The following is an 11,905-nucleotide window of genomic DNA, read 5'->3' on the forward strand; positions in this document are numbered from 1 at the left end:
GGTGGGGAGAGCGGGTGCGCGCGCCGGTGTCGTCTCCGGCGGATCACCGGGAAAGCCGTCCGCCACCCGGGCGACGCGCTCCAACCCGACGGCTTCCAGGACGCGACGCCGCGCGACCTCCTCGGACACCCCGAAGAGATCATGGAATGTGATGGCCCGTAGCAGTCCGGGCATCGGAACATCGCTGATCCGCAGCGGAACAAGTGTCCGCTCGGCGAGGGCTGTGCCCCACTCCCATCCGTTCCAGTATTCGCCGAAGTAGGACGGCGAGCAGACCGCGATGGTGCGCCGGGCGTTCTGCATCTGGACCGAGGTCCACGCCACGATGTTGGTTCCGGGCACCACGTCCCAGGCTTTGATCGCCACGGACTGCCCGCGCTCCTCCAACACGTGGGCGATCCATGTCGCCCAGGGCTCGTCCGCGGCCACATACGACAGGAAACAGTCGACAGCCGGACGCTCGGCTGTCGACTGCCCCGCCGGCCCCCGCATCGACGGTGGTGCCGGCTCTCCTGCGTCCGCCTGTGAACCCCCGACGTCCATAACCGACAGCCTGACGCAGGACGACCCGATCGTCACCAGTCTGACGCGAGTCGTGACACTCGGCGCTTGCCCGCCGTCAAGGCCAGGGTCGAGATCCAGGCCAGGGTCGATCTCGAGGTCGGGTCAGCCGAGCTCGACGATACGGGTGGGACGCAGGGTGACGGCGACGCGGCCGTCGGTGGGGATGTCGCTGCCTTCCAGGTCGGCGCCGTAGTGGGCGAGCACACGCTTCATGACCTCGAGGCCTGGGTCGTCACTGATCTCGGCGGTGGCCCGGATCTCGAGGGTGCGCTGCGCGTTGGCCGGGTCCACCACGAACACGGTGGCCCGCGGATGGGCGACGAGGTTGCGGTACTTCTGCCGGTCCTTCGTGATCGAGATGAGCACGACGTCGTCGCCGGAAGCGGGGTCGGACTCCAGCAACGCCCAGACCGCGGTGACCTGCGGCTGTCCGTTGCCGCCGACGGTGGCGAGCACGACGGTTGTCCGCTCTTCCAGCAGATGACGATGACTCGGTGCGATGGTCGGCATGTCGTTGGCTCCCTGACTGGTGTGTTCACGCGCTTCCACCCGCGTCCTGCCTCGCCGGGCCGGGGGCGTCAGTGGGTCTGGGTGAGCTGGATGAGGTTGCCGCAGGTGTCGTCGAGGACGGCGATGGTGACGGAGCCGGCGTCCGTCGGATCGAGGGTGAAGCGGACACCGAGGTCGCGTAGCCGGGTGACCTCGGCGCGGACGTCGTCGACGGCGAACGAGGTGAGGGGGATGCCGTCGGCGACCAGAGCCGCTTTGAACGCCTTCGACGCGGGGTGGGCATCCGGCTCGAGCAGGAGCTCAACACCGTCGGGCGCCTCGGGTGCGACGACGGTGAGCCAGCGGTGCTCGCCCAGCGGGACCTCGGTCTTCTTCACGAAGCCGAGAACCTCCGTGTAGAAGCGCAGGGCCTTGTCCTGGTCGTCCACGTACACGCTGGCCAGGTTCACTCGCATCCGGTTCCGCCCGCCTCTGCTCCGGCCGCCGCCAGGACCATCCCAGCTGTCCGCGGCTCCACGCTATGTGGTCGTGGTCGTGGCCGTGGTTCCCGTATCGAACCGTGTCACACCGACCGTCGCCAGGACTTACCGGGCCAACACCTCCTGCGGTGCCGTGCGGAATTCCGGTGCGGGGGCGTCCGACGGGGTAGGCGTACCACGATCGGGTGAATTCCCGAGTCGAACCATCGGGCCATCGGACGGTTGGACTGTCGGAGCGAAGCTCCGCCGTCCTCCGCATGCGTCGCAGGCAACCGGAGGGAAAGATCCATGGGGTTCATCACCGTCGGACAGGAGAACAGCACGCCGATCGAGATCTACTACGAGGATCATGGCACCGGCCGGCCGGTCGTGCTGATCCACGGTTATCCACTCAACGGCGCCTCCTGGGAGAAGCAGACCCGGGTCCTGCTGGCGGACGGCTACCGGGTCATCACCTATGACCGGCGCGGGTTCGGGAAGTCGAGCCAGCCGACCGTCGGCTACGACTACGACACGTTCGCCGCCGACCTGAACATTCTGCTCGAACAGCTCGACCTGACCGACGTCTCGCTCGTCGGCTTCTCGATGGGCACCGGCGAGGTCGCCCGATACCTGGGCCGATACGGCTCCGGGAGGATCGCGAAGGCGGCTCTGCTCGGCGCCATCCCGCCGTTCCTGCTCAAGACGGCGGACAATCCGGGCGGGGTCGACCAGGCCGTGTTCGACGGTATCAAGGCGGCGGTCCTCGCCGACCGTCCGGCCTATTTCAAGGCTTTCCTGGACAACTTCTACAATGTCGACGTCCTCGGTGGGACCCGGATCAGCGATCAGGCCTGGCAGAACAGTTTCATCGTCGCTCTCGGCGCGTCCGCGCATGCGGCGTACGCCTGTGTCGACGCCTGGTTGACCGACTTCCGCGACGACCTGCCCGCCTTCGACATCCCGACCCTGCTCATCCACGGTGACGCCGACCGTGTTCTTCCGTACGAGAACACCGCGGCCCGGCTACCCGGCCTCGTCAAGGACCTGACCACGGTCACCATCCACGACGGCCCGCACAACATCGCCTGGACCCATCCCGACGAGGTCAACGGCCCACTGCTGGACTTCCTGCGCTGATCATGTCGCTCCGCCAGGCCAGGTGACGGCCAGCGAGGTGGCCGCGCCGAAGGCTCCGGCGGGGTCGGCGCCGCCTCCGATGGCGAGCCCGACGAGGAAGGCCGAGACCGGCGCGGCCGGGCGGGCGACGGCGTGAGCGGCGTCCCGGGCCAGGTCGAGCACCGCCGCGATGTCGATCCGGTCCGGATCGAGGCCGAGCTCACCGCACAACGCGGCCACCCAGGGGCTCAGATCAGGCTCACTCATCGGAGGCCTCCACCTTCCTCGTCACCGAGTACACCGTCATCAGGGTGTCCCGTCACCAAAGTGTCGGAACGACCCGCCGAAGCGACGGGAGCCGACCGGCCGCGCACTCCGCCAGGGCCACACATGGTCGCACGTTGATCGAAGAGGCTTCACCACCCCAGCCGAAAAGCAGGAAATACCCCCTGAGCAGCATCGATCCGGACGGCGACGGTCCGGCATCCACCATGGCACAGCATGATCACCAAAAGATGACCACATGCTCGCCCTCAGGCGCCCGCAAACCCACAGAACACGGTGTATCTTGCGACGGTGCGCAGTCATACCCTGACGCGTAACACCAAAGCGTGTTTCGGCGGGTATCTCACGGTGTGACCGTGAGTGCATGAGTGACCTGGCACCCGGGGGGTCGGGCGCTGCGTGAGCCTTGGGGGAGGCCACACTGATGGCGAACCGAACCGTTGGCTCCGTTCGCGGGCTGGCCCGTGTGCTGATGGCCGCCGCGGGTGCCGTTGTGCTGGTCGCGCCGCTGGGGGCGCCGGCTGTCGCCGCACCGGCCGGCGGGCCCGCCACCGTGGGTGCCGACGGTCGGCCGCGGGTGCACGCCGTGGTGCTCGTCGACGAGTCGGGAAGTGAGACTCCCGAGACCATCCGGCAGGAGGCCGAGGCCGCGGGCCTGATCGCCAGCAGCCAACAGGTCGACAAGGACTCGAAGATCGCGGTGGTCGGGTTCGGCACCGACGACTTTCCCGAGGTCAGCCGTGGGCAGCATGGCGCGACCGATGAGGCCTGCCCGCTCGCACAGGTCGGCAGCACCGACTTCCGGACCTGTCTGGGCAAGCTGCACCCGCGGAGCATCGAGGAGGGCAACGGCACCGACCACGCCGCGGCCCTGACCAAGGCGCTGGACATCCTCGAGGCGGCGAAGGACCCGTCCTACTTCAACGTGGTGTTCCTGCTGACCGACGGCGGTCTGCGCGTGGACAACGTCCAGCGTTACGGGGCGAAGCTGCCCAACGCCGACGCGACGACGCAGTCGCGGATGACAGCCGCGATGAGCGTGACCGAGAACGACGTCGCGCCGCGGGCCAGGGCGCTGGGCGTGCAGATCTGGCCGGTCGGTTTCGGAAACGGCTTCAACCGGGAGTGGCTGGCCAGGCTGCCCGGCTTCGGCGCCGGCACCAGCCAGGACTGTCAGAGGGTCCCGGTGGCCGCGCCAGCGCCCCTGTACGCCGAGTCCGCCGCGGACATCGCCGAGGCCCTCGACCGGGCGCTGGCGAACGCGAGCTGCATGGGCTTCGCCACCAAGCGTGGCCAGGGCGGACCGGGCAGCCCGGTGACCCTGGCCCTGAACATCCCGGCCACCGCGTCCAGTGCCACCATCAACGCGCTCAAGCGCGAAGCGGGCATCAAGGTCGGCTACACCGACCCCCGGGGCCGGGTCATCCAGGGCTCCGGCCAGCAGGACGGCTCGTTCTTCACCCTGAACAACAGCGCCCCCACCTCCGAGTCGCTGTTCATCGCCAACCCCTACCCGGGCACCTGGAAGGTCGTCTTCACCTGGCCCCCGGACGCCAGGCCGCAGACGGTGCAGGCCGACCTGACCTGGATCGGCCAGCTGAGCTCGGTGGTCCGCCTCTCGCCGGCGTCCCCGAAGCCAGGCGAGTCCGCGACGGTGCACGTCACGCTGCAGACCAGCCGCGGGCAGGCCGCCGACCCCCGCGACCTCGCCGGGCTCGTGTTCGACGCACGGCTGGCCGGGGACGGCTTCATCCCCGTGCCGGTGGCCCTGAGCGACAACGGCCAGGGCGGTGACGAGAAGGCCGGTGACGGCGGCTACGCCGGCCAGGTCACCGTGCCCGCCGGTGCGACCGGGTTGCTGTCGCTGACCGGCAGCATCACCGGTACGGGTCTGCGGGGCACCGTGCAGCGCGCGACCTACCGGATTCCGGGGGCTCGCGGCGGCGGCGCGGTCGTGGAGGTGCGTACGCCGGCGGACGTCCACCGCGGGGCCTCGGTCAGCGGGGTGCTGCGGGCGGACAACCCGTCGGGCACGCCCCGTGAGGTCGCGTTGAGCCTGGCCGGCCTGGCCGGGGTGTCCCTCGACCCGGTCACGGTGACCGTGCCGGCCGGGGCCAGCGGCTTCGAGCGGAAACTCACCCTGTCCGTGGCGTCGGACGCCACCTACGGGCCGCGGCGCGGCGTCATCCGCGTCTCCGTCACCCCCGGCGGCTCGACCGGCGGCGGCGCGACGAACGGCGGCGGCGCCACGAGCACGGGTGTCGTGCTCACCGAGGAGCCAGTGAGTTTCGACGTGGACGAGCCACCCGGGTGGTTCGCGACGTACTGGTCGTACCTGCTGCTGGCCGCCGGCGTCCTGCTGCTCGCCGTCGGCGCCGCCCTGCTGCTGCTGGCCCGGCGACGGCGCGACGGCGACGTCTCCCAGCTGCGGGCCTTCGCCACCCGCGGGGACGGGGCCGGCGCGGACCTGCCGGCGTCGCGGCAGCGCGCGTCCGTGTTCCGGTTCACCCTCAACGACGTGCCCGGGGTCGCGCTCACCCTCACCCAGGCGAACCCGGGCGAGACCGGTGTCTACACCGTGCGCCGGGTCAAGCACGGGCAGCTCGCCGTGCAGACGCCGGGTGGTGAGGTACGCACCCTGCCCGCGGGCACCCGGTTCCCCGCCGGCATGTCCGGCACCCAGCTGTGGGTCGAGGACCGGCGGCTGCAAGGTGGCGCTGCGGCCCTGCCGCCTTCCGACGATCCGTGGAGCGGAGGCGGCGCCCACGCGAACAGTGCCGACCCGTTCGGTGGTGGCGGCGCCGAGGCTGATCCGTACGCGACCATCGGCGGCCAGGACCCGTTCGGCGGCGCCGGCAACGATCGACACGTCAACGGTCACCGCGGCACCCCGCCCGGCAACCCCGCCCACAACGACAACCCGTATGGCGGCGATCCCTACGGCGGCAGTCCGTATGGCGGCAGTCCGTATGGCGCTCCGGCCCGATCGGCGCCAGACGACTACCGAAACATGTCCGAGGCACCCACCGTCCAGCCCGGCCAGCGTCCGGCGGTTGGGCCCGGGCAACCGTCGGCGACCCCCCGGCCGGCCGACGACTGGAACGACACGCAGTTCTGACCGGCAGCAGGCAGCAGAAGCAAGGCACCAGGCAGGAACGGGCAGGAGCGACCCGCCCGACACCGGGCACGACCCAGCGCAGAACACGGATCGGGATACGTATGCCGACACGCGACACCGCCTTCGGGCTGAACATCTACCAGCCGCTGGTCTTCGTGGGGCTGGGGGCACCGGCTGCGCGATCGGCACCGAACTCGAGCGGCGGCTGCGTGAGTCGCTGTGCGGGCCGGACGGCACGGCGTTCGCCGAGCGGATGGGCACCCACGGCAACTCCGGCTATCTGCCCTACCAGCTGCCCGGCTGCCTGCAGTTCGTCTACGCGGACCTCAACGAGGCCGAACTCGACCGCATCCACGGCGCGACCGTCCCCGCGCCGACGCACCATCAGGCGGCGGCCCGTAACGCCCAGCTGGTCCGCGGGCTGGTGCCGAAGTTCCAGACCTACGCGGAGGTCGCGGCGAACCTGCGGATGACCGCCGGGCAGTTCGTCCAGTCGTGGCTGCCGCCGATCCTGGACGAGCCGCTGGTCGCACCGATCACCAAGGGTGCGGGGCAGCTGCCGACGGTGGGCCGGGCGGCGCTGTTCGAGACGGTGCGCGAGGACATCGGCCCGGGCCAGCAGCCGCTGCGCGACGCCATCGACGCCGTCAGCCGGGCCGGTGCCGAACTCGGTGTGCTCGGCGGGCGGTCGAACCGTTCGTGCGACGTGTTCGTCGCCTTCTCGGTCGCCGGCGGCACCGGCACCGGCATCTTCTACGACTACCTGCATCTCATCGCGGACGCGTTCGACCGGGCCCGCATCGGTGCGCAGATCTATCCGCTGGTGCTCATGCCGAGCGCGTTCGACGAGGGCCGCGGCGGGGGGCGTTCGGCGCAGCTCAACGCGGGACGTGCCCTGCTCGACCTGTTCCGCCTGGTGGACGACCAGAACGCCCGCAAGGCCCGGCGGGTCCTGGGCCATTCGGACAACATCGGCCGTCCGATCGACGTCGCCTACCCGGGACGCAAGATCCAGATCGCGTCGGGCACGGTGCAGACCGGGTTCCTGTTCAGCCGCACCCCGGGCATGGACAAGGACGACATCCACCGTTCGATCTCGTCGCTGGTGCTGTCGCTGATCACCTCCGAGCAGCAGGCCGAGCAGGCGGCGGTGGTCGGTCAGTCGTTCCAGTCGTTCGCCGACTCGTTCATCAACAGCGCGGCCGAACGCCATACCGCCGCCGACTCCGGCATCGGCCATCGCGGCGTGTCCACGGCGCTGGTCGCGTCGCTGACCGTGCCCGGGGACGCGCTCGCCGAGCTCGTCGCCGGCCGGCTGCTGGCCCGGGCCGTCCCGCTGCTGGAGGGGCCGACGCCGGGCGGGGAGCGCAACGTCCCGCTGATCGGGAAGATGGCGCGGGCGGCGAACCTCGACGAGATCCTCGACCGGCCGGACCTGCCGGTCAGCACGCCACGGGTCACCGACGGCGCCGCGGAGATCAAACGCTCGCTGACCGACTACTCCGACACCATCGGCGCCGTCCTGCGGGCGCAGGCCACCCAGCTCAGCGGCCAGGTGCAGGAGATCGCCGGGCAGCGGTTCCAGCCGGTGCAGGCCGCCCGGACGATGCTCGGCGAGGTCGACGTCCTGCACCTGCGCCGGATCATCCGTGGGCACCCGGAGCTGCTCGACCCGCCGGACCGCAGCGGCCTGATCGGCCTGCTCGAGGCACGCAAGAACACCCCGCCGCAGGTCCCGAACCGGCCGCCGGTCAGCGCCGCGGCCCCGGTGCTGCCCGACATCCGCAACCGGTTCCCCGGCAAGGCGAAGTGGGGCGACCCGCCGGTGCAGCAGGCCATCGCCACCCTGCAGCACTGGCACCGCTGGAACACCTGGCGGCTGTGGCATGAGGCGTGGGGCCGCCAGACCCGGGTCTGGCGGCAGAAGGTGAACGTCGCGATCGGCCATGTGGACGACTTCGCCGACGCCCTGATCGTGTTCGCCCGCGCCGAACCGGACGAGTTCGATCGCCGCACGGTCGCGCTCAGCCAGGACCGCACCGGTATCCGCCAGCTGCTGCCCGCCGGTGGCAACCTCGAGGTGTTCTACCGCACCGTGCTACGGGCGTTCCTGCAGCGTGGCGGCCTGCCCGAGGGTTCCACCGAGGCGGATGTGCTGCGGCTGCTGCTACGCGGTTCCGACTGGCAGAAGGCGTTCGAGGAGATCACCGAACGGTCCGCGCCGCAACGGGCGGTGGCGATCCTGCGCGACCGGCTCAAGCAGGAGGTCCGGTCGCTGTTCGCCGAGGCCGAGGGCGGTGGGGTGCCGTTGCTGCCGTCGATGGGCCGGCTGCTGGCCCGGGCCGCCAGCAGCGCCGCACCCGACGTCGACCCGCTGGACCTGCGCCAGTTCCTCGACCAACTGCGCGCGCTGCTGCCCGGCGGGTTCAGCCCCGACGGCTCCGGCCGCCTGAAGATCCTGATCGCGCATCCGGCGGTGAAGCACGCCGGCGCCGGCGAGGTCGAGGCCTGTCTGCGCGACGAGTTGGCGCTGCCCACCGGACAGGGTGTGACACCCGACTTCCGGCCCGGGCAGCCCGACTCGATCGTCGTGGTGCTCTTTCGCAGTTCGATGGCCGTCAACGAGGTGCGGGAGGTCCGGGAGCTGCTGCGGTTCTGGTCGCAGGCAGTCACCCACAACGACCCGGCCGACTATCTGCGCTGGCGGCAGCGGCTGAGCTACAACTACGGCTGGCTCGCGATGACCGAGGACAACCGCACCACGATCCTGCACCGGCTGCTGTGCGCGATGTGGAACGGGCGGGTGCGGGTCACGGGGTCGCTGGAATCCCCGGAGTCGATCCAGGTCAGCGCGGTCGAGTACGACGAGGCGCAGGCCATGTACCTGCCGCTGCATCGGATCGGGCAGACCTCGTCGTGGGGGTCGTTGCTGCGGGTCTACGAGCAGGCGATCGTCGAGGACGACGACGAGGCGCGCCGGGCGTTCACCCGCAGCCTGCGGATGATCCGTCCGGAGGGGCTCACCCACGAACCGGTGCCGCCCGCCGCGGTGTTCCGCGCCTTCGTCGACGTGGCCGGGTCGGAGGTCGCCCGGATCGAGAAGTTCCGCGCGGGGCTGCCGCCGGCCAGCCGTGGCCGGCTCGACCAGGCCCTCGAGTTCTGGTCCACCACCGTGCCCGCCGCGCTGCACCGACCGTTCACCGAGGAGGGTGCGATCCGCGGCAACCTGCACGACCTCCACACCTACCTGACCGAGGTCGAAGGGGCGGACGAGCGATGACGTCCACCGTGGCGCCGCCCGGCGCCGGCGATGACCATGCCGGGCGCGACGAGGACGACGCGTCGATGGTGGTCGTCCTCGACCTGCGTGACGATCCGCGTCGGGTGCTGTCCACCCCGATCGGTACCCTGCAGCGCGAGCACGCCAGCCAGGCGGGCCGGCGCGACGTGGACACCAGCCGGATCCTGGTCGTCGCCGACGTGGCCCGCCTCGAGGAGTACAGGGACTTCCTCGTCCGGGTGTCCGCGGCGACGACGCAGCTGCTGGTGCTGGGCCTGGGCCGGCGCCCGCACCCCGAACGGCTGTACCTGCCGGCCGTCGCCGAACTGCCCGTCCTGTGGGCGGGGGACCTGCGCGGGGTGCGCTGGACTCCCGGTCGGCCCGGACGGGTGCTCGGCCCGGACGAGGACGCCCAGCCGAACCTCGCGGCGCTGTTGCAGGCGTTGAGCATCCCCAGCGTCTTCAGCCGGGCGCGCGGTGTGGTCCTGCGCTGCACCTACCAGGTCGCCGCGCCGGCGATCCACCTGCTGCTCGGTCGGGTGAGCCGGGACGTCCTCGACCAGGCCGCAGGGCAGGCCTTCGAGCATTTCACCCAGGACGACAACGGCATCCCGCCTGGTCCCGGTGGCGCCGGTCCGCCGGGTGGGGCGGGCGCGGGCCCCGGCGACGGGACGAGGTCGGTGGTGCCGGAGGAGGCAGCCCGCATCGACCGGCTGCTGACCGGGTCGGCTACCACCGATGTCGCCGGCATCGGCTCGATCATCAACCCGAACGGCCAGCTGCCGGCGGCCGCCGTCGCCGCGCGCCGGCATCTGGACGAAGCCGCGGCCCTGATCACCGCGCTGCGCGACGAACCGTTCGCCCCCCGCCGTTCGGTGGCCGCGGAGGGTCTCGTGCCCGTCGGGTCGCTGGTCTGGACGGAACTCACCCAGGCCGGCGCCCACCTGGGCACACTCGCCGTGGAACTGCACCGGGCACTGACCGATCAGGGTGGCAGCGACGGCGTCGGCCCGCAGCAGCGCCACACCCTGGCGCTGCTCGGCGTGCAGATGGTGCCCGTCCCCGCGGCGGCGGCCGCCCAGGTGCGCACGGCGCTGGCCCGCCAGACCGACGCGGCGCTGGGCGCCCGCGAGACGCTGGCCGCCACCGCTCGCCGCCTACGTGACCTGGCCGTACGGGCCCGCCCCACCGGCAGCGCGCAGTACGCGCAGCAGGTACCGCAGATCTGCCCGCCCGAACTCATCACGACCCTGCGGACCCCACCGCCGTTCCCCCGCTGGCTGCACCCCGGCATGCTCTCGACCGCGTTCCTGAGCACACTGCTGGCCGGACTGTGGTTCCCGGTCGGCGTTCTCGGTGCGCTGGTCACCGCCGCGCTCACCGTCGGTATCGCCGTGCGCCTGTACCAGCGCCGGCCGATCCCCCAGCCCCGCGAGCCCGCCGACCCGCGGGACCTGCCCCTTTCCGCCCTGATCTGGTACGGGTTGGACGCGCTGGGCGGCGCCGTCGTCGGCATCGGCGCCGGCGTGGTCCTGCCGAGGCTGAGCCTGGGCATCGGTGTGGTGCTGCTGCTCGCCGGGCTCGCCCTCGCGTTCGCACCGCTGGTGTGGTGGCGGCGCGCGGTGAACGCCTGGCAGCGCAGGCTGCGACTGAACGAGGCGGCGAACGCCATCAGCGGGCTCGGCGCGCTGATGGTGTCGGTCGGTCTCAACGAATGGGTGCTGGCCGACGAACGGCTCGGTGCGGCCCGTCTGGCCAGCGCCGTCGCCGACGCGGTCGACGCCGCCCAGGCGACGCTGCGCGAGCTGCGCCCGGCGCCTGCCGGTCCCCGCGGTCCCGCCCGGCCCGGTGGTTTCGGCCCGGCCCCCGGCGGTGCCGCGGCGAACTCGGGCGTCCTCGGCCCGGCCGGCGACGGCAGCACCCTCGGCGTGGGCTCGGCCGTCGGCCGCCAACTGCTGGCGCACCAGGGCGCACTCGCGGACATCGTGACCGGGGACGTCGCCGCCGCCATCCGCACCGTGCTCAACACCCACGGCGAGGAGATCGCCCGGATGCGCCGCGAGGACCTCGGCCGGGACGTCCACGACGCCCTGCACACGCTGCTCACCGCCTACGACCGGCATCTGGAACGACGTGGCCCGCTGGCACCGCCGCCGTTCGACACCGACCAGCGTCGACGCGTCGAACTCGCCCGCAAGGTCTGGCAGCAGTCCCCCGAGCTCGGCCAGCTCGGCCGCGCCACCTCCAGCCACCCGCAGCTGCTGCAGCTCACCAACGAGGAGGACCTGCGCCTGCTCGATCCCACCCCGGACACGGCGGCGTACATCCGGTTCATCCCCCGCATCGCCAGCCCCGGACGGGAGGAGGCCACCGGCTCCCCCGACATCGCCGGCCTCATCCGGCTGACCGAGCTCACCTCCGGCTCCGTCCGACGGGCAAGTCCCCCGGCCACATCACAGCAGCGGCCCACCTCCCCACCTACACCGCCGGTGCCGTCCGGGACACCGGATGTCGCGCAGCGGCCGACCGGCGCGGCGGCGAACGACGACACCTCGCCCTCCCCCGCCGCCC

Annotated in this window: 7 protein-coding genes and 1 pseudogene; 4 read left to right on the forward strand and 4 right to left on the reverse strand. The window is 71.8% G+C overall.

Features of this window, described 5'->3' with window-relative positions:
* From G6R24_RS12785 to G6R24_RS12795, 3 genes are all read right to left on the reverse strand, one after another.
* Positions 1 to 492, reverse strand: a 492-nt coding sequence (locus tag G6R24_RS12785) for a toll/interleukin-1 receptor domain-containing protein (RefSeq protein WP_163549477.1), incomplete at its 3' end; no start/stop codon positions are given.
* A gap of 174 nt (positions 493 to 666) precedes the next feature.
* Positions 667 to 1,074, reverse strand: coding sequence for a PPOX class F420-dependent oxidoreductase (locus G6R24_RS12790; protein ID WP_163549478.1), 408 nt, complete (start codon positions 1,072 to 1,074; stop codon positions 667 to 669).
* Between the two features lie 68 nt (positions 1,075 to 1,142).
* On the reverse strand, positions 1,143 to 1,529 hold the full coding sequence (locus G6R24_RS12795; protein ID WP_163549479.1) for a VOC family protein: 387 nt from the start codon (positions 1,527 to 1,529) through the stop codon (positions 1,143 to 1,145).
* Between the two features lie 312 nt (positions 1,530 to 1,841).
* On the opposite strand from G6R24_RS12795, the gene G6R24_RS12800 reads away from it, so the two are divergent.
* Complete coding sequence (locus G6R24_RS12800) at positions 1,842 to 2,672, forward strand: alpha/beta fold hydrolase (protein ID WP_163549480.1); 831 nt, start codon at positions 1,842 to 1,844, stop codon at positions 2,670 to 2,672.
* On the opposite strand, the gene G6R24_RS12805 is transcribed toward G6R24_RS12800, so the two are convergent.
* Entirely contained in the window at positions 2,673 to 2,918 is a 246-nt protein-coding gene (locus tag G6R24_RS12805) for a DUF6457 domain-containing protein (RefSeq protein ID WP_163549481.1), read from the reverse strand. It lies immediately after the preceding gene.
* 442 nt (positions 2,919 to 3,360) lie between these two features.
* On the opposite strand from G6R24_RS12805, the gene G6R24_RS23540 reads away from it, so the two are divergent.
* The 3 genes and pseudogenes from G6R24_RS23540 to G6R24_RS12820 all read left to right on the forward strand — a co-directional run.
* Entirely contained in the window at positions 3,361 to 6,054 is a 2,694-nt protein-coding gene (locus G6R24_RS23540) for a vWA domain-containing protein (RefSeq protein ID WP_163549482.1), read from the forward strand.
* Positions 5,990 to 9,334, forward strand: coding sequence for a tubulin-like doman-containing protein (locus G6R24_RS12815; RefSeq protein ID WP_163549483.1), 3,345 nt, complete (start codon positions 5,990 to 5,992; stop codon positions 9,332 to 9,334). Before G6R24_RS23540 ends, G6R24_RS12815 begins: the two co-directional genes overlap by 65 nt.
* Positions 9,331 to 11,905: pseudogene (locus G6R24_RS12820) on the forward strand (hypothetical protein); the annotation flags it as partial. The gene G6R24_RS12815 and the pseudogene G6R24_RS12820, both read left to right, overlap by 4 nt.

It is taken from the genome of Candidatus Frankia nodulisporulans (assembly GCF_902806475.1).
In the GTDB taxonomy this organism is placed as follows: domain Bacteria; phylum Actinomycetota; class Actinomycetes; order Frankiales; family Frankiaceae; genus Frankia; species Frankia umida.

Excerpts from the sequence above, each read along its gene's own strand:
- G6R24_RS12790 (WP_163549478.1), bottom strand. The coding sequence starts at position 1,074 with ATGCCGACCATCGCACCGAGTCATCGTCATCTGCTGGAAGAGCGGACA.
- G6R24_RS12795 (WP_163549479.1), bottom strand. The coding sequence starts at position 1,529 with ATGCGAGTGAACCTGGCCAGCGTGTACGTGGACGACCAGGACAAGGCC.
- G6R24_RS12800 (WP_163549480.1), top strand. The coding sequence starts at position 1,842 with ATGGGGTTCATCACCGTCGGACAGGAGAACAGCACGCCGATCGAGATC.
- G6R24_RS12805 (WP_163549481.1), bottom strand. The coding sequence starts at position 2,918 with ATGAGTGAGCCTGATCTGAGCCCCTGGGTGGCCGCGTTGTGCGGTGAG.
- G6R24_RS23540 (WP_163549482.1), top strand. The coding sequence starts at position 3,361 with ATGGCGAACCGAACCGTTGGCTCCGTTCGCGGGCTGGCCCGTGTGCTG.